This is a genomic window from Ruegeria sp. BG3, assembly GCF_056538485.1.
The window spans coordinates 378,485-396,562 of record NZ_JBQFTE010000002.1 but is presented as its reverse complement, the minus strand read 5'-3'; the positions used below and the strand labels follow the sequence as shown (position 1 = coordinate 396,562).

Sequence of the window (18,078 nt, the reverse complement as noted above, 5' to 3'; positions counted from 1 at the left end):
AGTTTCCCCCATTATGGCAGGTGATGTGGGTCGGGGGAAGAGGGACCCGAGGTCTTGTGGATGGATTGCCCAAATGTCGGCGATTGACATCCTACAAAGACAGCCAAAGCGCCCCATCCCTGTACCCGCCGCGCACGGAGTATTCCGGTTGCAAAACCGCGCCAAACTCCTCGGCCCAGTCGCGGAAGCGGTCGTTTGATACGACGATTGCCCCATAATCTTTAGCAACTTGCAGCATCAGGGGGTCGGCGGGCGTGCCGTTGGGGGCCACCATGACGCGATCCTCTGGCAGGTTTAGCAGATCGGCAAGGGCGTTGTGGTGCAAGTAGCGGCCCTTGATCTTGTAGCCCACGTTAGCGTCGAAGACTACGCCGGGCGTTAGACCGGCGCCGGTCAGTTTCTCGACTACTTCTCGCACCGTTTCTATGCGAGGCTCGCCATCCTTCCAATGCATGACATTCGATCCATCGACAACAGCCCAGCTGCGAGGCTTGCGTTTAAGCCATCGTGCCAGGATCAAAAGCGCACTGGCTATGGCGCAAGGGGCAGCTAGCAAAAGCCAATCGGTAGAAATCAGAGAAAGGACGGCAAAGGCAGTAGCGGCGGAGGATAGAAGAAAAGCAAAAATGAGAATACGCACAGTGGCCTCTGGAAATGAATCGCGTCTAAGGTGAGGAATCTGGACGGAGTTCAATCCTTTTGGCATCTGTTTTCAATACCGATTGATTGTTCGCCTCAAATGTAGCCAAGCTGTGTGTGACCTAAAACGTTCAAGGAAAAAGGGGCCTCGTTTCAATGAGCTGGATCAAGACCGTGCCATTTCAGGAAGCGACCGGTAAGCTAAAAAAGTTGTATGATCGGGTAACTGGGCCCGACAATAACGTGGACAACATCATGATGGCGCATTCCTTGCGTCCGCATTCGATGGAAGGCCACATGACGCTGTACAAGAATGTGCTGCACCATTCGGCCAACACGATCCCCAAATGGTTTCTAGAGACGCTGGGCGTTTGGGTCAGTGCGTTGAACACCTGTTCCTATTGCGTAGAGCATCACTTCAACGGTCTGCAACGGCTACTGGCCGATCCGCCAAGGGGTGATGCGATCCGCGCGGCGATTAAGGCGGGCGATCCGGAGGTCGCGCCTTTGAACGCGGCGCAGATCGCAGCTATGCACTATGCGCGCAAGTTGACCGAAGCACCTGGCGACATGGTCGAGGCGGATGTCACAGCCCTGCGCGACGCTGGGTGGGACGACGGAGAAATCCTCGAGATCAATCAGGTCTGCGCCTATTTCAACTATGCCAACCGGACGGTCTTGGGGCTTGGCTGTTCGACCAAGGGGGACTTTCTGGGGCTGTCGCCTAGCAACTCGGACAATCCCGATGATTGGGGGCATCGCTAGGCTGCTCGTCTCGGAAACACTGGTTTTTTCGTCGAAATTCGTTCCAATTTGATCCCAATCAACGCAGGATCTTGCGCTTTCTGCTAGCTCGTTCTCAAGACAAGAACAACAAGAGGACAGCTGAATGGAAACGACCGCCCAGAAGAAACCCGAAGCCGTTAACATCAAGGTAGTGCACACACCTGCACCCGAACCGGCTGTACCCAGCGCCGAGAAAATTCGGCACGCGTTCGAAAGCGGGAAGTACCCTTATGGTCGCAAGATGGCGCGCAGGGATTACGAGGCGCAGAAGGCCAAGTTGCAGGCCGAATTGCTGAAGGTTCAGCATTGGGCTCAGGATACGGGCCAGCGTTTCGTTTTGTTGTTCGAGGGTCGCGACGCTGCGGGCAAGGGCGGTACGATCAAGCGCTTCATGGAACACCTCAACCCGCGTCAGGCGCGTGTCGTCGCGCTGAACAAGCCGACGTGGGAGGAGAAAGGCCAGTGGTACTACCAGCGCTACATTCAGGAGCTGCCCACCGTTGGCGAAATGGTGTTCTACGACCGCTCCTGGTACAACCGTGCCGGCGTTGAGCGGGTGATGGGCTTTTGCGATCCCAACGAGTATCTGGAATTCATGCGTCAAACCCCGGATTTGGAACGGATGCTGGTACGCTCGGGCATCAATCTCTACAAATACTGGTTCTCGGTCACGCAGGAAGAGCAACAGCGCCGCTTCAAGAGCCGTGAAACCGATCCGTTGAAACAGTGGAAGCTGTCGCCCATCGACAAAGCGAGCCTGGACAAGTGGGACGATTATACCGAGGCGAAAGAGGCAATGTTCTTCTACACCGACACCGCTGACGCGCCATGGACCGTCGTCAAATCCAACGACAAGAAACGCGCGCGCCTGAACTGCATGCGCCATTTCCTGTCGACGCTGGATTATCCGGACAAGGACGCCTCGGTCGTCGGCGAACCTGATCCGCTGATCGTCGGTCAGGCGCATCATGTGATTCACCGTTCGGATCATATTCTGGGAACGGCGCTGCAACCGGACGCCAAATCCAACTAAAACGCAAAGTGGAAAGAAGCCGTTGAGTGAAAACATTCAACGGCTTCTTCATTTGGTTGGCATCTCTCTGAAGTATCACCTTGAGTTTTTAACTTCTGCCTTGATTTTGGGCAGGGCGCGGGCCTATGGCTGGCGAGATGACGAAAGTGATGACATATCCCGCCCATTTCCGGGCGATTGCTGTGCTTGGACTGCCGCTGGTTGGCGGGCATTTGGCGCAGTTCGCAATCGGCCTGACCGATACAGTGATGCTCGGCTGGTACGGGGTTGAGGCCCTGGCCGCAGTGACACTGGCAAGCAGCTACTACTTTGTGTTGTTCCTATTTGGGGCCGGATTTGGCTGGGCCGTTATGCCCATGGTGGCGACGGCCGCCGCAGAAGAGGATGAGACCAGCATCCGCCGCTCGACCCGCATGGGCTTGTGGCTGTCACTGCTCTATGCCGCGCTGATGATGCCGCTGCTTTGGTGGTCCTATCCCATCCTGATTGCACTGAAACAGGAGCCGCAGGTGGCGCAGACCGCCTCGGAGTATCTTCGCGTTGCAGGATGGGGGCTGTTTCCTGCGCTGCTGGTGATGGTGCTGAAGTCTTATCTGGCCGCGTTGGAGCGTACTCAGATCGTTTTGTGGATTACCGTGATCGCCGCAGTCGTGAATGGTGTCACGAATTATGCCCTGATCTTCGGCAATTGGGGGGCGCCCGAGCTTGGGGTCATGGGGGCGGCAATTGCGTCCGTGGTGACTCAGATCGTGTCTCTGGTTGCGGTTATCATCTATGCGGTTCGGGTTCTGCCGGAGCACAGTCTGTTTCAACGCTTCTGGCGCCCGGACTGGGATATGTTTGGCCGGGTTCTGCGACTGGGCGTTCCGATTGGTTTGACCACACTGGCCGAAGTCACGCTATTTGCGACCTCAGCGATCATGATGGGTTGGCTGGGGCAGGTGCCGCTGGCGGCGCATGGGATTGCGCTCAACCTCGCTTCGGCGACTTTCATGGTGCATCTCGGCCTGTCAAACGCGGCGACCATTCGCGCGGGCAATGCGCTGGGTCGCCGCGACCGCGCTCATCTGGAACGTGGCGCGATTGCGGTCACGGGCATGTCGCTGGTCGTGTCCGTGCTGACGATCATACTGTTCCTGACCTGTGCCGAGCCTTTGATCTCATTGTTTATGGAGGCCGACAACGCGCAGCGCGGCGAGATTTTGGCGATTGGCACGGGCCTTCTGGCCATGGCAGCCCTCTTTCAACTGGTCGATGGTGCGCAGGTGATTGCGCTGGGCCTCTTGCGCGGTTTGCAGGATGCAAAAGTGCCGATGATCATGGCAGCCCTCAGCTATTGGGTGATCGGAATCCCGGCCTCTTACTATTTCGGCTTCGTGCAGGGCATGGACGGGATCGGTGTCTGGATGGGCCTTGTGATTGGGCTGGCCTTTGCGGCGGTCTTGCTGATGGCGCGGTTCTGGATGCGATCTGTCCGCGAGGTGGGCGTACCGGCCGAGTAGCCCTTAGCCGCCTTTCAGCCGGTCCGCTTTCTTGCGCACCAGAACCGAGCGCAGATCGTGCATCGCCATCAACAGCCGGTCGGTCACCTCTTCAAGCTGTTCCTCCGAGGCTTTGGACTGCGCCCATTGCGCGGTCAGGTTCAGGTAGTCGACAGCCCGGTGAATATCGTCGATATCGCGCTGGGCCAGCAGGGTCTTGCGCGCGTCCATCCAGCGGGCGATCTCGACCTTGTCAGCCTCGGTCAAACTGCGTTGACCATGCGGTTTGACCTCGCCATTGCGGATGTTGATGACCGCAATCTGATCCATCTCGATCCGCTGCTGCCGATTCTCGGTGTCGATCTTGAACACCACGGCCCCGTTTTCTCGGACGCGGAAATAATACTCTGGCAGCTCTGCGGTCATGCGTGGCTCCGGCTTAGGTCAAAGAGGCACAGAAACGCTGGATACGCGTGCAGGCCTCGGTCAAAGCCTCATCCGACGTCGCGTAGCTGACCCGGAAGTTCGGCGACAGGCCAAAGGCTGCACCAAAGACGACGGCAACGTCATGTTCTTCCAATAGGGCGGTGGCAAATGCCTCATCCGAGTCGATCACCGTGCCTTGCGGCGTGGTCTTGCCAATCAGCCCCGCGATTGAGGGGTAGACGTAAAACGCGCCCTCGGGCGTCGGGCAGGTGATTCCGTCGATAGCGTTCAACATGCCGACGACCAGATCGCGACGGCGTTTGAATGTCTCATTGTTGGGGGCCAGAAAGTCCTGAGTGCCGTTCAACGCCTCAACCGCTGCCCATTGACTGACAGAGCACGGGTTCGACGTGGATTGAGACTGGATCTTGCGCATGGCGGCAATGATCTCGACCGGGCCAGCCGCATAGCCGATCCGCCAGCCGGTCATCGCATAGGCTTTGGAAACGCCGTTGCAGGTCAGCGTGCGATCATAGAGACCCGGCTCAACCTCGGCCGGGGTGCAGAACTCGAACCCGTCATAGGCGAGATGTTCATACATGTCGTCAGACATGACCCAGACATGCGGGTGGCGCATCAGCACATCAGTCAGCGCTTTCAACTCGTCCCGGCTATAGCCCGCGCCAGTGGGATTCGAGGGCGAGTTGAAAATGAACCATTTGGTTTTCGGCGTGATCGCGGCTTCAAGCTGCTCGGCTGTTAGTTTGAAGCTGTTTTCCAACGTGGTCTCGACCACAGCAGGCGTTCCACCGGCCAGCAGGACCATATCGGGATAGCTGACCCAATAAGGCGCGGGGATCAGAACCTCATCGCCTTCATTCATCGTCGCCATCAACGCGTTATAGAGCGTCTGTTTGCCGCCCGTTCCGACCGAGATCTGCGCGGGCGTATAGTCCAGCCCATGATCGCGTTTCATCTTGGCGCAAGCCCCCTGTTTCAACTCGGCAATGCCATCGGGCGCGGTGTATTTCGTCTTGCCCGCTGCGATGGCCGCGACGGCTGCATCCTTGATGTTCTGCGGCGTATCGAAATCTGGCTCACCTGCGCTGAGGGCGATGATATCGCGCCCGGCGGCTTTCAACTCGGCCGCTTTTGCGGTCATCGCGACGGTCGGAGAGGGTTTTACGCGTGACAATGTCGCAGACAGGAAACTCATGAGCGGCCTCGGTTTGTATGTTCAACTTGTCTGTCATAGGGTGCGCCCGATTGACGATCAAGCTGTATGACTCACCTGAATTGGAGACCCCGATGAACGACGAAACCGACTGGTACGGGCCGGATGCTGCAACGTTCGGAGACAGACTGGCCGGGGCGCGCGAAGCGGCGGGGATGACGCAGGTACAATTGGCACGCCGTCTGGGGGTCAAGAAGGCGACGATCGCAGCCTGGGAGAACGACTTGTCCGAACCGCGCGCCAATCGCTTGTCGATGATGGCAGGCATGGTCAACGTCTCGATCATGTGGCTGCTGACCGGTGAGGGCGAAGGCATGGAGGCCCCGGTAGAAGAGGGTGAAGCCAGTTTGGAACTGGCGGGCGCGGTCGCCGAATTGCGTGCCATTCGCGGCGAGATGCGGGCCAGCGCAGAGCGGGCCGCCCGCTTGGAAAAGAAACTGCGTTTGATGCTGGAGCAGGACAAGAATGACTGAAACACGCGAGGTCCGGATCAAACGCCTGAAGATGCGCTCCATGCGGCGGGGTATCAAAGAGATGGACCTGATCCTGTCGGCTTATGCCGAGCGCAACCTGAATTCGATGGATGTGGCCGGGCTGGATTTGTACGACGCGCTGCTGCAGGAAAACGATCAAGACCTGTATCAATGGGTCACAGGGCAGGTGAGTGCGCCTGATCCTTTCGCTGGTCTGATCGCGGAAATCGCGCAAACGTTTCAAAAATAAAGAAAATCCGACTTAACTGATTTTTCGGAAATTCAGGTCATCGTGTCTGAAACGACACGGCTGAATCGGAGGGTCGGATGAGTATGGAAATGCAGGTCTCTGCGTCGGGGGCCAAGGGCTTCATGACCAGTTATCTTGAGGCGCTTGCTTTGGTCGAGCGTCTGCATCGTCTGTTGCTGGATGTCATCAAGGATGAGTTCGAGCGGGTGGGCGTGCTGGAAATCAACGCGGTTCAGGCGCTTTTACTGTTCAACATCGGCGATCATGAGGTGACAGCCGGCGAATTGAAAAGCCGCGGCTACTATCAGGGCAGCAATGTCAGCTATAACCTCAAGAAACTGGTTGAGATGGGGTATATGCATCACCAGCGCTGCGAGATTGACCGGCGCTCGGTCCGCGTCCGCCTGACACCTCAAGGCCGCGAGATTCGCGATATCGTGTCCGAGCTGTTCCTGCGCCATGCCGAAGGGTTACAGAACCGCGGCGTTCTGGGGTCGGAAGGGATTGAGGATATCACCACTTCACTGCGTCGAGTCGAGCGGTATTGGACGGACCAGATTCGTTATATCTACTGATCAGAGGCTTGGGATAGGATGATCCCCTGCAGCTCTCGGATCAGTTTGCGGGTCATGGCGTCTTCATAGGCTTCAAACCCCAGTGCGACCTCGACAAACGCATCAGGGCCAAGGATGACCCAAGCGTTGTAGTAGGCGGACAACTCTCCAACTTGGACATATCGTTGGTCGCCGTAGTTCGAGTCGTCGACACCGATCACCAAACCGTTGATGGTGATGCCGTTGTCCTGCAGCAGCGCCTTGGCGGCGCGCGGGTGGAGGCCGAGATTATGTTTCCCATCTCCGGACAAATCCAGAGTGCGCCTCCAACACTCCGGTTGCTGGTTCAAAAGGTCCGCGCCAAACAGCATCGCATCGCCCACGGCTGTGCCTTGAGGGGCAGCGCTGCGGGTCACGTCGCCTAGTCTCGCCGCGATCCTGCCTAGATCAGATTCGGTGCGGATTTCGGTCCACTCCAAAAGCACGCGCTGATGGCCGGGTTCGCTCCATTCGAACACCGTGAGGCGAACGGGAAATGTGGGGTTTGCTAAAATGATCTTGCGGATTTCAGGGCGGCGCAACGCAGCGGCCATACCGTCGATCTGCAACCTGTACTCGTGAACGTCGACAGAGCCGGACACATCCAACCCAAGCGCCAGAGCTTGACGACATTGCGCCGAAACGGATCCTGCCAGAAGGCAAATAACAAGCGCGAGCAGCCGGGTCATCTATGGCCCGTTTCTTGCAGAGATCCCAGTTGCAGGCCGCTCAATTCTCGTTCCAACTTGCGGCGCATGGCACGCTCAAAGTCTTCAAACCCCTGCGCGATTTCAAGAAAAGCACCCGGTCCGTGCAGAACGTTTTCCTGGAAGAATGGAACCAGAAACAACTCGCCCTCGAAATCGGCGGCATTGATCACCAACCCGTTCACCGTAACGGCGTCGAAGGGAAAATGTTTGTAAGCGATTTTAGGGCCATAGCCGTCATTGTTCGCCCCATCTCCGGAGAGATCAATGGTCCGAAACAGACAGTTCGGACCATCCTTTAGCATGGTGGCTCCGTAAGCCAACGCATGCCCCATCGCGGTGGCAGACCCGGAATCTGAACGCTCGGACTGGCTGATCCGGGTTGCGGCTGCCAGCAGGTCGCCTTCGTTTTCTATCATCTTCCAAGGCAAGACAACGTGCTGCGTGGATCGGCCGCTCCATTCATAAACGGCCAGCGCAACAGGAGCGGGAGACGAGAAAAAAGCGGCCTGAACCTCGGGCGCGAGCATCGCGGCGGCAAGGCCCTGACGTTGCAGCGCATCCTCGGCCTGATCTACGGAGACCGAGATATCCAGCGCCAGCAAAAGGGCCAAACGGCAGTCTTCGGCCTGCGCGGGGCTGGCCAACGCGGCCAACCCCAGTGCTGTCAGAGTGCGGATCACCAGTGCCCGGTACTCTCCATGCTTCTCCATGGCTCGGCGGGCTCCAGCGCTTCACCGTTCTGCAGCAGTTCGACCGAGATGTTGTCGGGCGAGCGAATGAACGCCATCCGACCGTCGCGAGGCGGGCGGTTGATCACGACGCCATTGTCTTGCAGGTGCTGGCAGGTCTCGTAGATGTTGTCGACGCCATAGGCGAGATGACCGAAATGGCGGCTGTCACTCGGCAGCGCATCGTCACCGTCCCAGTTATAGGTCAGCTCGAGCGGGCGATCCTCCTGCCCGGGAGGGGCCATGAAGATCAGCGTGAACCGGCCTTGTTCACTTTCGTGGCGGCGCGTTTCCTTCAGGCCTAGCAGCTCATAGAACGCCATTGATTTCTCAAGATCCTTCACGCGGACCATGGTGTGCAAATATCTCAGCCCCATCTTGGCCTTCCTCCTTTTCTTCGCTTGGTGCGCAGCTTAGCGCGGTTGCGCGAGGTGTCGAGAGGGGCCGGGAACACGATTTCGAACTTCGCGCGGTTTACGGCAGATATCGCGGTTCCAGTGGTGGAGTTGACGATATATAGTGGGCATCGACTCATTCTTGGAAAGGATAATTTCATGCCTCTGTCTGCCGACCAACTGGCCGAGATCGAAGCGCAGCGCGCGCAATCGCATCCAACTCGCCGCGTTGTTGCACCGGGCATGGAAGACCATCTGTACACGGCCCATCAGGTGTTGGACCACGGTTTTGTCCGGGTCATCGACTATATGGGCGACGATGCAGCCATTTGTCAGGCGGCGCGCGTGTCCTACGGCAAGGGCACCAAATCCGTGCAAAACGATGAGGGCCTGATCCGCTATCTGATGCGTCACTGGCATTCGACGCCGTTTGAGATGTGCGAGATCAAGCTGCACGTAAAGCTGCCGGTTTTCGTCGCGCGCCAGTGGATTCGCCACCGGACCGCCAATGTGAACGAATACTCGGCGCGCTACTCAATCCTTGACCGTGAGTTCTATATTCCTGCCCCCGACAACGTGGCCGCGCAGTCCGAGGTCAACAATCAAGGACGCGGGTCCGCCTTGGAAGGGGAAGAGGCCGCGCGCGTGCTGGAAATCCTAAAGGCCGACAGCGCCCGCTGTTATGACAATTATGAGGCGATGATCAATCAGGACGGGCAACAAGGTTTGGCGCGCGAACTGGCGCGGATGAACCTGCCTGCAAACATCTATACGCAGTGGTATTGGAAGGTGGACCTGCACAATCTGTTCCACTTCCTGCGTCTGCGCGCTGACCCGCATGCCCAATACGAGATCCGGGTTTATGCCGATATGATGTGCAAGATCGTCGCCGATTGGGTGCCGTTCGCCTACAGAGCGTTCGAGGACTACCGATTGGGTGCCGTTAACCTCTCGGCCCAAATGGTCGACAGCCTGCGCCGGATGTTGGCAGGTGAGACAGTGACACAGGAAAACTCGGGCATGACGGCGCGGGAATGGCGTGAGTTCGAGGACGTAATCCGCAAGGATTGAGGCTCAGAAGCATATCTTTTGTATATACGTTTTGTCATGAAGCTGTTACATTGGCTTCATGACTTATCTGTTTCGCCTGATCCCATTGTGTCTTGTGCTGGCGTCACCGACGCAGGCCAAATCGCCCATAGCCGAAATCCTGTGTGAAGCGACCCCTCGGCTGCAAGAGAAACTGACCCGCCAATTCGGCGCAGAACGCGTGGCAACCGGCATGCGCGGGCCAGAACAGATCATGGAGGTCTGGAGCAGCGACCGTGGCGACTGGACCATGGTCGTTACTTACGCGACGGGAACGTCCTGCATCGTGGCAATGGGCGAAGACTGGCATGCCCGCACAAACGAGAAATCGACACGTGGGTAACGCCGATTGCTAGGGAATATTTGGCTGACGGCCTGAAATTGGCCGTCAGCCTTGATTGGAAACACCCCACATCTGGCGGGGTGGAAGTTACAACGGCTTCAAATCAGCTGCCATCTGGCGGCCGTCACGCCCGTCCTGCAACTCGTACGAGACTTTCTGATTGTCTGCGAGTCCGGTGAGGCCGGATCGTTCTACGGCCGAGATATGAACAAACACATCTTTGCCCCCCTCATCAGGGGCAATAAACCCATAGCCTTTGGTAGTGTTAAACCATTTCACGGTGCCGGTTGGCATGTCCCGTGTCTCCTTCTACTTGCGCATTGTCCCACAAATTGGTGGGGGCTTTGGTCGACTAAATGGCGTATCGGGCTGATTTCTGGGTCAGATACAGTCCAAAACGCACGTTTCGTCTTTTTCAACATTGCACGGTGAAGTAAAAAATCAAGAATTACCGCTGGAAACCAACCAGTTTGCATAAAAAAGTTACAAATGCAGGAGCAGCCCAAAAATGCGCCTTTATGGTTTGAAAAACTGCGATACGTGCCGTAAGGCGCTGAAATCGCTGCCAGAAGCGACCCTCGTGGATGTAAGAGCGGACGGAGTTCCGGCTGAGATACTTTCGCAAGCTTTTGCCAACTTCGGCGAGGCTTTGCTCAATACCCGGTCAACAACCTGGCGTGGATTGGACGACGCAGCACGCGCGCGCCCGCCGTTGGAGTTGCTGGCCGATCACCCGACACTGATGAAGCGCCCTCTGATCGAAAAGGACGGAGAGTTGTTTCTGAGCTGGACCGCTGAAACACGGGCCTCTCTTGGTGTTGCGTAGCCGCGTACCTATCTGCTGATACGAACTGTAAAGGAAGATACATGCGGAACGCTGCCATGATTTTGGGCGTCATCGCCGGTTTGATCGGTATGATTGTCGGGTTTTTTGGATATGGCTATGTCGAAGCCATCAAGCATTTTGGCGATATCGAAGGGATTGCCGAGCAGGTGGATAACCCTGACCTGATTCAGGCGGCCTCGATCCTTGCGCCTTTGTTGGCGATTGCGGGTGGGGCCATGGCCCATGCGCGCGCGTTGATTGCTGGGATCTTGCTGTTGGCCTCAGCTGCTGGGATGTACTACGCGTTTGGCTTCGGCGTTTTCACCATGTTCCCGATTGCATTTGCCGCAGTGGCCGGGGTGCTTGGGCTCGCCGCGGGAAAACCGGACGAACCCAGGGCTCATTTCTGAGTTATTTCAGGCGCAGGATGCGGTCCAGCGACAGCGGTCCTGCGCCATTGATGACCATCACCAGAAACAGGAAGGTCCACATGGTGCGCTGATCGACCAGATCGGGCGCCGCATTGAACAGGCTGCCGAGTTTCACGCCGTGGCCTGTCACGTCGACAATAGTTTGCACCCAGACAAACCCGATCATTGCGACCGCCGCCAGACGCGTGAACAGACCAACCAGCAGCAGTGCGGGCAGGACGAACTCGGCTACGGTGCCAAGGAAGATCACGATCCGCTGGAAGAAAGTCATCTGCGTGACGTCCCAAAGTACGGCCTCGGCAGCTTTCGGAAAGATCTGCCCAAAGGCACCGCTGGAGGGTGAGAAGATCGACCCATCAATCTTCAGCATCGCCGAGTTCCAGTAATAGACGAGCAATACAGCAATAAACACGAGCCGGGCGAGGGTTGGCGTCAGCCAACCGGACGCATGGTCCACCTTTCCCAAAACGGAGTTGTGGATTGAGATGAGCGCAGTCATGACTCCAGCCTTTCGATAGTCACAGAGGTTATTGCACAGCCTTGCAAAAGCAGTGCCAGAGTGGTTCCAAGATCAAAGTCGGGCGTGTCAGCGGCGGCCTTTTCGAACGCGCTGCCGATGGTGTCGCCCGTTTGTATATGTGCGATCCAGTCTGCTCCGCCTTTGGGCAGCAGGTGCGGGGTGGGATCATATTCAGGGCGGGTGATCAGTACGTCCTCGGCCTGAGCGGCCGGTTTCGGGGCGCCCGTTTCCGAATTGTAGCGCCAGATCGCGTGGATCGGCCAATCCGACCGGATCACTCGCATCGCCGGTGCAAAACTCAGCCGCGCGCGCATCACGTCTTCCGGGGGAACGGCCAGCGCATCGGCGGGCGCAGGTGTGCTGTCTGCTGCGTGGTAAGAGTGGCGCAAGGCAAGTTCCAGCTGAGCCATGTCGGCCAGGTAGCCCAGATGGGACAGCTGAGGCATTCCGGCGACAAAAGCGGGAAACTCATCACCATAAAACATCATCAGCGGGGATGTAGGCGGGTGCTGGCGCAGGAAAATGCCCGAAAGGCCGTCCATGTTCTGCGATCCCAGCAGTTTGGTGATCACGGGAAAGGCCTGCTGCATGGCCTCGGTCAGAGAGACGGCAACATTGTTGCGATAGACGCTAAACCTCCGGCCGGCGGGTTGATTCTCAGAATCCAGCAACCCTTCCGGGACCGGGGTCGAGGCGTCCAGAAGCGCGGCGCGGAACTGGGTTTGCGACACGCTCATGCCGGGATCCGCTCCAGTGCCGCCTGGGCGCGCACGGCCTCGTCCCGCAGGACCGGCCAATCGGGGACATTTGTGTCCCATTCGACCAAGAGCGGCTTGGGCCCCGACCGATCCAGAACATAGTCCAAAAGCGCCCAGACCGGATCAACGACCTCGCGACCGTGGCTGTCGATCAGCAGAGGTTTACCGTGGTCGTCTTCGTCTTCATCGTGACCGCCGAGGTGAATCTCACCAACCTTTTCAAGCGGGTAGGCGTCGATATAGCCTTGGGGCGAGAAGTCCAGATTGGTGGCTGAGACAAAGACGTTGTTCACATCCAGCAACAGCCCGCATCCGGTTCGGTTCGAAACTTCGCGCAGGAAATCAGGCTCGGACCAGGTGCTTTCCTCAAATGCCAGATAGCTGGAGGGGTTTTCGAGCAGCATTTGCCGTCCGACCACCTCTTGCACCTGGTCGATGTGATCGCAGATGCGGGTCAAAGTGGCATCGGTGTAGGGCAGCGGCAGAAGGTCGTTTAGGAAGTGGCTGTCATGGGTCGACCAAGCCAGATGCTCAGAGAAGCTGGCAGGATTCAGCCAGCCGACCAGATGTTTCAATCGCGCCAGATGGTTGGCATCCAGGAGGCCTTCGCCGCCGATGGACAGGCCAACACCGTGGACCGAGATTGGGAATTGTTCTGATAGATGGCGCAGTTGCGCCAGCGGGCGGCCCCCGTCGCCCATGTAATTCTCGGCATGGATTTCCAACCATGCGACGGGCTGCGCGTGTTCGAGGATCTGTGCAAAGTGCTGCGGTTTATACCCAACACCCGGCGCTGCGGGCAGTCGGTTCGACCTGAGTGCGTCGTCCAGCATAAGTCAGTTCCCTATGATCACGTGAAAAGGGGCGGGCGAATTGGCCCGCCCCTTGGATCTCGTATGGCAGATATTATGCCGGCAGGTCGCGGTTCAGCTCTTCCAGCGAACCTTTGCGCGGGGTGCCGTCTGCCTCTGCGGGCAGTTCGATATCGGCGCAGGTGCCTGCATCAACCAGAGTCCAGGCGTTGCCCTGATAGTCAACGGTCGAGGTGCCCGCGCATGTGGTGCCGGGGCCTGCGGCGCAATCGTTCTGACCGGCCAGCGAAACGCCATAGCATTTCTCTTTCGCTTGCGCGGAGGCGGTGGTTGCTGCGCCCGAAACGGCGGCTGCGACTGCTGTTGCGATAACCAGGGATTTGGCTGTGTTCGACATCTCGGTAATCCTTTTGATGACTGCGTATGTCTGCTTGTGACAATGACAAAGGTAACGTCTCGTGAGCCACAGTTAAATTCACGAGGCCGTGTCTCACAAGCGCGTCAGCCTATGTCATGTCCTCTTGCAGGTTAACAAATTGTTTTTGAATTGAAAAATGGAAAATGTTTCAATCCGGCCCCGTTTTCAGGGCCGGATGAGGGGTTAGAATCAACCCAATGTTACAGCAGGTCCGGTGGGGTGGCTGCCTTGGACAGCTCATTTGTTACAGTCTCAAGCGATTGAACCTGCGTTTGTTTTTCACCCAGACGCCGCACACTTACAGTGCGCTCGTCCACTTCCCGGTGACCTACAGCCAGAATGACCGGAACCTTGCCGACCGAGTGCTCGCGGACCTTGTAGTTGATCTTTTCGTTGCGGATATCCGCCTCGGCCCGGACGCCAGCGGCGCGGAGCGTTTCAACAACCTCGGCCACATAGTCATCCGCATCCGAGGTGATCGAGGCCACAACGACCTGCCGCGGCGCCAGCCAGAACGGCAGTTTGCCCGCGTGTTCTTCGATCAGAATGCCGATGAACCGTTCGAACGATCCCAGGCAGGCCCGGTGCAACATGAAGGGGCGATGCTTGGACCCGTCCGCGCCTATAAAGTTCGCATCCAGTCGCTCGGGCAGGTTGGGATCGACCTGTAGCGTGCCACATTGCCAGTTCCGGCCGATGGCATCTGTCAGAGTGAACTCCAGCTTCGGACCGTAGAACGCGCCTTCGCCTTCGAGGACTTCATACTCATACCCAGCGGCCTTGCAGGCATCGCCCAAGGCTTTCTCGACGAAATCCCAGCTTTCATCGCTGCCGATCCGCTTTTCCGGACGGGTGGACAGTTTGATAGTCCAGTCGTGGAAGCCAAGGTCGGCATAGACCTTCGACAGGAAGGCGATGAACTTCGCGGTCTCGGATTCGATCTGATCCTCTGCGCAGAAGATGTGACCATCGTCCTGAGTGAAGCCGCGCACCCGCATGATTCCGTGCAGCGCGCCCGAGGGCTCATAGCGCGCGCAGGAGCCGAACTCGGCCATGCGCAGCGGCAGGTCGCGATAGGATTTCAGGCCCTGATTGAACACCTGCACGTGGCAAGGGCAGTTCATCGGCTTCAAAGCGTTGATCGCCTTTTCGCGGGCATGCTCTTCGTCGACTTCAACGATGAACATGTTCTCTTGATACTTGTCCCAGTGGCCCGAGGCTTCCCACAGTTTGCGGTCGACGACCTGCGGCGTGTTGACCTCGACATAGCCGTCGCGGTCCTGCATCCGGCGCATGTAGTCCTGCAGGGTGGTGTAGATTTTCCATCCGTTGGGATGCCAGAACACCTGACCCGGAGCCTCTTCCTGCATGTGGTACAGGTTCATCTCACGGCCAAGCTTGCGGTGGTCGCGCTTGGCGGCCTCCTCAAGCATGTTCAGGTGCGCTTTGAGCTTTTCCTTGCCGGTAAACGCCACGCCGTAGATGCGCTGCAACATCGCGCGGTCACTGTCGCCACGCCAATAGGCGCCCGCAATGCTCATCAGCTTGAAGGCATCGCCCGGTAGTTGACCGGTATGCTGCAGGTGCGGGCCGCGGCAAAGGTCCTGCCAGTGGCCGTGCCAGTACATGCGCAGTGGCTCATCACCCGGAATGGCTTCGATCAGCTCGACCTTATAGGGCTCATTGTTGGCCTTGTAGAATTCGATCGCACGGTCACGGTCCCAGACCTCGGTGGTGACGGGATCACGCTTGTTGATGATCTCTTTCATCTTTTTCTCGATGAGGCCGAGATCTTCGGGCGTGAATGGCTCTTCACGGTCAAAGTCATAGTACCAGCCGTTTTCGATAACGGGGCCGATGGTGACTTTGGTCGCGGGCCAGATTTCCTGCACGGCGCGGGCCATGACATGCGCCAGATCGTGGCGGATCAACTCATTGGCCTGCGCTTCATCCTTCATTGTGTGGATGGCGATTTGGGCATCTGCATCGATGGGCCATTGCAGGTCCCAGTGCTGACCGTTCACTGTGGCCGAGATGGCCTTTTTCGCGAGCGAGGTCGAAATATCGGCAGCCACCTGCGCAGGCGTTACGCCTGCGTCATAGGAACGTGCATTGCCATCGGGAAAGGTGAGAGAGACGGATTTTGAATCCAGGGCCATATCGGCTCTCCTCGTCGGTTTGGCGCCCACTGAACGCCCGGTTGCGGGTTATTTGCGTCTGGCTGCTTTGGCAGGTGGTTGTGCTTGTGTCAAGTGGCGGAGCGAGGGGCCAGCCCCTCGCGCTCCCCGGGATATTTTTGGCCAGATGAAGGGCGGATCGGGGAATTGCGGTTGGGGTCGGGACGTGCATGATGTCAGGAAAGCAAAGAGGGCTTCATGGCAGCAACAGATTTTTTGGAATCGGCGCAGGGGCGGCGGTTGGCTTATCACAAGAGTGAGGGGGCCGGTCCGACCATTGTTTTTCTGGGCGGTTTGAAATCGGATATGGAGGGCACCAAGGCCGTTCATCTTGAGGCTTGGTCGAAGGCACGGGGGCAGGCGTTCTTGCGGTTTGACTATTCCGGGCATGGAGAAAGCTCTGAGGCGTTCACAGACGGCTGCATTGGAGATTGGCACGAAGACACGCTGGCAGCGGTGGGTGCCTTGACTGAGGGGCCTTTGGTGGTCGTGGGGTCCTCGATGGGTGGTTGGCAGGCGCTGCTGCTGGCAAAGGCGTTGCCGGAGCGAATTGTGGGCATGGTGACCATCGCGGCAGCCCCGGATTTTACCGAGGACGGCTATTGGGCGTCCTTTTCAGATGCGCAGAAGGTAGCGCTGGAGGAGGTTGGGCACGTAGAATTGCCCTCGGATTATATGGAGCCTTACATCATCACCAAACGTATGATCGAGGATGGTCGGCAACGCCTGGTTCTGCGGAACGCGTTGGATCTGCCGTTTCCCGTTCGTTTTTTGCAGGGGACGGCTGATACGGCGGTGTCGACTGAAACAGCCGTTCGCCTGCTAGAGCACGCGACCGGACCGGATATGCGATTGTTGCTGGTCAAGGATGCGGATCATCGGTTCTCGGACGGGCCATGCCTTGGCTTGATCGAAAAAGCCGTTCTCGACGTTTTGGGGAATGAATGATGCGCTGGTTTGGGTGGGCTCTTGGCCGGGTTTTGCTGGTTCTGATCGTTGTCGGAGGCCTGATTTATTGGTTTGGGCCGAGGGAAGAAGTGAACCTGAACCCGGATTTCGACCCCCGCAAGTTTGGCGAAGGCGTTCAGGTCTATTTTGAAAGTACGGAATCCGCCTTTGACGATATCGTCCCCGGTGTCGAAAAGCGTGTGATCTGGCAGGACGGGTTCAAAGAGCGGCGGACGCCCTATTCGGTGCTGTATGTCCATGGCTTCTCGGCCAGTTCAGAAGAGATCCGTCCCGTGCCTGATATGGTCGCTGACGCTCTGGGGGCCAATCTGGTATATGCGCGCTTGCAAGGACATGGGCGCAGTGGGGCTGCGATGGGCGATGCGACCGCCTCGGGCTGGATGCAGGACATGGCCGAGGGGCTGGCGGCGGCCAAAGCTGTTGGTAACAAAGTTGTAGTCATTTCGACATCGACCGGGGGCACGCTGGCGGCGGCGGCGGCTTTGAACCCGGACCTCAGCGAGGATGTCGCGGCGATGGTGTTCGTATCACCGAATTTCGGGGTAAATGCGGCAGGGGCGTTTATACCCGGTCTGCCGTGGGCTCGGGATTGGTTGCCGCTGCTGATGGGGCCGGAACGAGATGTATCCGGGCCGGATCCAGAAAAGAACAAGTACTGGACGTCGGTTTACCCGTGGGAGGCCGTGGTCCCGATGACAGTTCTCGTCGAAACGGTCTACGGTCTTGATTTCTCACAAGCTTTGGTGCCGGCGCTGTTCTGGTTCTCGGATGATGATCAGGTTGTGCGCCCGGACAAGACCCACAAGGTGGCCGAGGCCTGGGGTGCGCCAGCAACAGTTGAGCTTGTCACGATGGGGCCGGGGGATGATCCGATGTCGCATGTGATCGCCGGTCGCCTGATGTCTCCGGACCAGACAGAGCCGACGGTGAATGGGGTATTGGCGTGGTTGAAAACGCAGGGGATCGAATGACGCCTCCTTCAAGAGC

At 58.0% G+C, this 18,078-nt stretch carries 24 protein-coding genes; 12 read left to right on the top strand and 12 right to left on the bottom strand.

The window, feature by feature from the left end:
• Positions 1-91 precede the first annotated feature (91 nt).
• Positions 92-706, bottom strand: coding sequence for an NYN domain-containing protein (locus tag ACR0AI_RS05595; RefSeq protein WP_480672232.1), 615 nt, complete (start codon positions 704-706; stop codon positions 92-94).
• Positions 707-795: 89 nt separating this feature from the next.
• Between ACR0AI_RS05595 and ACR0AI_RS05590 the strand changes: the two genes are divergently transcribed.
• The 3 genes from ACR0AI_RS05590 to ACR0AI_RS05580 all read left to right on the top strand — a co-directional run bounded on the left by ACR0AI_RS05590 (position 796) and on the right by ACR0AI_RS05580 (position 3,960).
• The gene (locus ACR0AI_RS05590; protein WP_480672230.1) at positions 796-1,404 is read left to right on the top strand and encodes a carboxymuconolactone decarboxylase family protein; all 609 of its coding nucleotides are present in this window, start codon (positions 796-798) and stop codon (positions 1,402-1,404) included.
• Between the two features lie 124 nt (positions 1,405-1,528).
• On the top strand, positions 1,529-2,458 hold the full coding sequence (gene ppk2 / locus ACR0AI_RS05585) for a polyphosphate kinase 2 (RefSeq protein ID WP_480672228.1): 930 nt from the start codon (positions 1,529-1,531) through the stop codon (positions 2,456-2,458).
• Positions 2,459-2,607: 149 nt separating this feature from the next.
• Positions 2,608-3,960 (top strand): MATE family efflux transporter, encoded by a 1,353-nt coding sequence (locus ACR0AI_RS05580; protein ID WP_480672226.1) that lies wholly within the window; start codon positions 2,608-2,610, stop codon positions 3,958-3,960.
• Positions 3,961-3,963: 3 nt separating this feature from the next.
• On the opposite strand, the gene ACR0AI_RS05575 is transcribed toward ACR0AI_RS05580, so the two are convergent.
• Together ACR0AI_RS05575 and ACR0AI_RS05570 are read right to left on the bottom strand one after the other, a co-directional pair.
• A complete protein-coding gene (locus ACR0AI_RS05575) occupies positions 3,964-4,365 on the bottom strand; it encodes a hypothetical protein (RefSeq protein WP_480672224.1) in 402 nt (133 codons plus the stop codon).
• Positions 4,366-4,378: 13 nt separating this feature from the next.
• Positions 4,379-5,581: a pyridoxal phosphate-dependent aminotransferase gene (locus ACR0AI_RS05570; RefSeq protein WP_480672222.1), complete on the bottom strand. Its 1,203-nt coding sequence runs from the start codon at positions 5,579-5,581 to the stop codon at positions 4,379-4,381.
• A gap of 92 nt (positions 5,582-5,673) precedes the next feature.
• On the opposite strand from ACR0AI_RS05570, the gene ACR0AI_RS05565 reads away from it, so the two are divergent.
• The 3 genes from ACR0AI_RS05565 to ACR0AI_RS05555 all read left to right on the top strand — a co-directional run bounded on the left by ACR0AI_RS05565 (position 5,674) and on the right by ACR0AI_RS05555 (position 6,897).
• A complete protein-coding gene (locus tag ACR0AI_RS05565; protein ID WP_480672220.1) occupies positions 5,674-6,072 on the top strand; it encodes a helix-turn-helix domain-containing protein in 399 nt (132 codons plus the stop codon).
• On the top strand, positions 6,065-6,322 hold the full coding sequence (locus ACR0AI_RS05560; RefSeq protein WP_480672218.1) for a succinate dehydrogenase assembly factor 2: 258 nt from the start codon (positions 6,065-6,067) through the stop codon (positions 6,320-6,322). The genes ACR0AI_RS05565 and ACR0AI_RS05560 overlap by 8 nt, the downstream gene beginning before the upstream one ends.
• A gap of 77 nt (positions 6,323-6,399) precedes the next feature.
• Positions 6,400-6,897, top strand: a complete 498-nt coding sequence (locus ACR0AI_RS05555) for a MarR family winged helix-turn-helix transcriptional regulator (RefSeq protein ID WP_170459083.1) — start codon at positions 6,400-6,402, stop codon at positions 6,895-6,897.
• On the opposite strand, the gene ACR0AI_RS05550 is transcribed toward ACR0AI_RS05555, so the two are convergent.
• The 3 genes from ACR0AI_RS05550 to ACR0AI_RS05540 are packed head-to-tail and all read right to left on the bottom strand — an operon-like array spanning position 6,891 to position 8,730.
• The gene (locus tag ACR0AI_RS05550; RefSeq protein WP_480672216.1) at positions 6,891-7,604 is read right to left on the bottom strand and encodes a DUF1194 domain-containing protein; all 714 of its coding nucleotides are present in this window, start codon (positions 7,602-7,604) and stop codon (positions 6,891-6,893) included. The genes ACR0AI_RS05555 and ACR0AI_RS05550 overlap by 7 nt on opposite strands.
• The gene (locus ACR0AI_RS05545) at positions 7,601-8,335 is read right to left on the bottom strand and encodes a DUF1194 domain-containing protein (RefSeq protein ID WP_480672214.1); all 735 of its coding nucleotides are present in this window, start codon (positions 8,333-8,335) and stop codon (positions 7,601-7,603) included. Before ACR0AI_RS05545 ends, ACR0AI_RS05550 begins: the two co-directional genes overlap by 4 nt.
• A complete protein-coding gene (locus ACR0AI_RS05540) occupies positions 8,302-8,730 on the bottom strand; it encodes a VOC family protein (RefSeq protein ID WP_480672212.1) in 429 nt (142 codons plus the stop codon). The genes ACR0AI_RS05545 and ACR0AI_RS05540 overlap by 34 nt, the downstream gene beginning before the upstream one ends.
• A gap of 177 nt (positions 8,731-8,907) precedes the next feature.
• Here ACR0AI_RS05540 and thyX point away from each other — a divergent pair, with 177 nt between their 5' ends.
• Positions 8,908-9,819, top strand: coding sequence for an FAD-dependent thymidylate synthase (gene thyX, locus ACR0AI_RS05535; RefSeq protein WP_170688919.1), 912 nt, complete (start codon positions 8,908-8,910; stop codon positions 9,817-9,819).
• Between the two features lie 58 nt (positions 9,820-9,877).
• Entirely contained in the window at positions 9,878-10,180 is a 303-nt protein-coding gene (locus ACR0AI_RS05530; protein WP_170640906.1) for a hypothetical protein, read from the top strand.
• A gap of 87 nt (positions 10,181-10,267) precedes the next feature.
• Here the strand turns inward: ACR0AI_RS05530 and ACR0AI_RS05525 are convergent, their stop codons facing one another.
• Positions 10,268-10,474, bottom strand: a complete 207-nt coding sequence (locus ACR0AI_RS05525) for a cold-shock protein (protein WP_008758035.1) — start codon at positions 10,472-10,474, stop codon at positions 10,268-10,270.
• Between the two features lie 214 nt (positions 10,475-10,688).
• Here ACR0AI_RS05525 and ACR0AI_RS05520 point away from each other — a divergent pair, with 214 nt between their 5' ends.
• The gene (locus tag ACR0AI_RS05520; RefSeq protein WP_480672209.1) at positions 10,689-11,006 is read left to right on the top strand and encodes an ArsC/Spx/MgsR family protein; all 318 of its coding nucleotides are present in this window, start codon (positions 10,689-10,691) and stop codon (positions 11,004-11,006) included.
• A gap of 41 nt (positions 11,007-11,047) precedes the next feature.
• Entirely contained in the window at positions 11,048-11,416 is a 369-nt protein-coding gene (locus tag ACR0AI_RS05515) for a hypothetical protein (protein ID WP_480672207.1), read from the top strand.
• 1 nt (position 11,417) lies between these two features.
• Here the strand turns inward: ACR0AI_RS05515 and ACR0AI_RS05510 are convergent, their stop codons facing one another.
• The 5 genes from ACR0AI_RS05510 to thrS all read right to left on the bottom strand — a co-directional run bounded on the left by ACR0AI_RS05510 (position 11,418) and on the right by thrS (position 16,104).
• Complete coding sequence (locus ACR0AI_RS05510) at positions 11,418-11,936, bottom strand: DoxX family protein (protein ID WP_170459064.1); 519 nt, start codon at positions 11,934-11,936, stop codon at positions 11,418-11,420.
• Positions 11,933-12,694, bottom strand: coding sequence for an HvfC/BufC family peptide modification chaperone (locus ACR0AI_RS05505; protein WP_480672205.1), 762 nt, complete (start codon positions 12,692-12,694; stop codon positions 11,933-11,935). Before ACR0AI_RS05505 ends, ACR0AI_RS05510 begins: the two co-directional genes overlap by 4 nt.
• Entirely contained in the window at positions 12,691-13,548 is an 858-nt protein-coding gene (gene bufB, locus ACR0AI_RS05500) for an MNIO family bufferin maturase (RefSeq protein ID WP_480672203.1), read from the bottom strand. The genes ACR0AI_RS05505 and bufB overlap by 4 nt, the downstream gene beginning before the upstream one ends.
• 73 nt (positions 13,549-13,621) lie before the next feature.
• Positions 13,622-13,924, bottom strand: coding sequence for a BufA1 family periplasmic bufferin-type metallophore (locus ACR0AI_RS05495; protein WP_480672201.1), 303 nt, complete (start codon positions 13,922-13,924; stop codon positions 13,622-13,624).
• Positions 13,925-14,145: 221 nt separating this feature from the next.
• Complete coding sequence (gene thrS / locus ACR0AI_RS05490) at positions 14,146-16,104, bottom strand: threonine--tRNA ligase (protein ID WP_480672199.1); 1,959 nt, start codon at positions 16,102-16,104, stop codon at positions 14,146-14,148.
• Between the two features lie 216 nt (positions 16,105-16,320).
• Here thrS and ACR0AI_RS05485 point away from each other — a divergent pair, with 216 nt between their 5' ends.
• Both ACR0AI_RS05485 and ACR0AI_RS05480 read left to right on the top strand, forming a co-directional pair.
• Positions 16,321-17,070, top strand: coding sequence for an alpha/beta fold hydrolase (locus ACR0AI_RS05485; RefSeq protein ID WP_480672197.1), 750 nt, complete (start codon positions 16,321-16,323; stop codon positions 17,068-17,070).
• Positions 17,067-18,062 carry an alpha/beta hydrolase gene (locus ACR0AI_RS05480; RefSeq protein ID WP_480672195.1) on the top strand — a complete coding sequence of 332 codons (996 nt, stop codon included), beginning with the start codon at positions 17,067-17,069 and terminating at the stop codon, positions 18,060-18,062. The genes ACR0AI_RS05485 and ACR0AI_RS05480 overlap by 4 nt, the downstream gene beginning before the upstream one ends.
• Positions 18,063-18,078 lie beyond the last annotated feature (16 nt).

Excerpts from the sequence above, each read along its gene's own strand:
- ACR0AI_RS05595 (WP_480672232.1), bottom strand. The coding sequence starts at position 706 with ATGCCAAAAGGATTGAACTCCGTCCAGATTCCTCACCTTAGACGCGAT.
- ACR0AI_RS05590 (WP_480672230.1), top strand. The coding sequence starts at position 796 with ATGAGCTGGATCAAGACCGTGCCATTTCAGGAAGCGACCGGTAAGCTA.
- ppk2 (WP_480672228.1), top strand. The coding sequence starts at position 1,529 with ATGGAAACGACCGCCCAGAAGAAACCCGAAGCCGTTAACATCAAGGTA.
- ACR0AI_RS05580 (WP_480672226.1), top strand. The coding sequence starts at position 2,608 with ATGACATATCCCGCCCATTTCCGGGCGATTGCTGTGCTTGGACTGCCG.
- ACR0AI_RS05575 (WP_480672224.1), bottom strand. The coding sequence starts at position 4,365 with ATGACCGCAGAGCTGCCAGAGTATTATTTCCGCGTCCGAGAAAACGGG.
- ACR0AI_RS05570 (WP_480672222.1), bottom strand. The coding sequence starts at position 5,581 with ATGAGTTTCCTGTCTGCGACATTGTCACGCGTAAAACCCTCTCCGACC.
- ACR0AI_RS05565 (WP_480672220.1), top strand. The coding sequence starts at position 5,674 with ATGAACGACGAAACCGACTGGTACGGGCCGGATGCTGCAACGTTCGGA.
- ACR0AI_RS05560 (WP_480672218.1), top strand. The coding sequence starts at position 6,065 with ATGACTGAAACACGCGAGGTCCGGATCAAACGCCTGAAGATGCGCTCC.
- ACR0AI_RS05555 (WP_170459083.1), top strand. The coding sequence starts at position 6,400 with ATGAGTATGGAAATGCAGGTCTCTGCGTCGGGGGCCAAGGGCTTCATG.
- ACR0AI_RS05550 (WP_480672216.1), bottom strand. The coding sequence starts at position 7,604 with ATGACCCGGCTGCTCGCGCTTGTTATTTGCCTTCTGGCAGGATCCGTT.
- ACR0AI_RS05545 (WP_480672214.1), bottom strand. The coding sequence starts at position 8,335 with ATGGAGAAGCATGGAGAGTACCGGGCACTGGTGATCCGCACTCTGACA.
- ACR0AI_RS05540 (WP_480672212.1), bottom strand. The coding sequence starts at position 8,730 with ATGGGGCTGAGATATTTGCACACCATGGTCCGCGTGAAGGATCTTGAG.
- thyX (WP_170688919.1), top strand. The coding sequence starts at position 8,908 with ATGCCTCTGTCTGCCGACCAACTGGCCGAGATCGAAGCGCAGCGCGCG.
- ACR0AI_RS05530 (WP_170640906.1), top strand. The coding sequence starts at position 9,878 with ATGACTTATCTGTTTCGCCTGATCCCATTGTGTCTTGTGCTGGCGTCA.
- ACR0AI_RS05525 (WP_008758035.1), bottom strand. The coding sequence starts at position 10,474 with ATGCCAACCGGCACCGTGAAATGGTTTAACACTACCAAAGGCTATGGG.
- ACR0AI_RS05520 (WP_480672209.1), top strand. The coding sequence starts at position 10,689 with ATGCGCCTTTATGGTTTGAAAAACTGCGATACGTGCCGTAAGGCGCTG.
- ACR0AI_RS05515 (WP_480672207.1), top strand. The coding sequence starts at position 11,048 with ATGCGGAACGCTGCCATGATTTTGGGCGTCATCGCCGGTTTGATCGGT.
- ACR0AI_RS05510 (WP_170459064.1), bottom strand. The coding sequence starts at position 11,936 with ATGACTGCGCTCATCTCAATCCACAACTCCGTTTTGGGAAAGGTGGAC.
- ACR0AI_RS05505 (WP_480672205.1), bottom strand. The coding sequence starts at position 12,694 with ATGAGCGTGTCGCAAACCCAGTTCCGCGCCGCGCTTCTGGACGCCTCG.
- bufB (WP_480672203.1), bottom strand. The coding sequence starts at position 13,548 with ATGCTGGACGACGCACTCAGGTCGAACCGACTGCCCGCAGCGCCGGGT.
- ACR0AI_RS05495 (WP_480672201.1), bottom strand. The coding sequence starts at position 13,924 with ATGTCGAACACAGCCAAATCCCTGGTTATCGCAACAGCAGTCGCAGCC.
- thrS (WP_480672199.1), bottom strand. The coding sequence starts at position 16,104 with ATGGCCCTGGATTCAAAATCCGTCTCTCTCACCTTTCCCGATGGCAAT.
- ACR0AI_RS05485 (WP_480672197.1), top strand. The coding sequence starts at position 16,321 with ATGGCAGCAACAGATTTTTTGGAATCGGCGCAGGGGCGGCGGTTGGCT.
- ACR0AI_RS05480 (WP_480672195.1), top strand. The coding sequence starts at position 17,067 with ATGATGCGCTGGTTTGGGTGGGCTCTTGGCCGGGTTTTGCTGGTTCTG.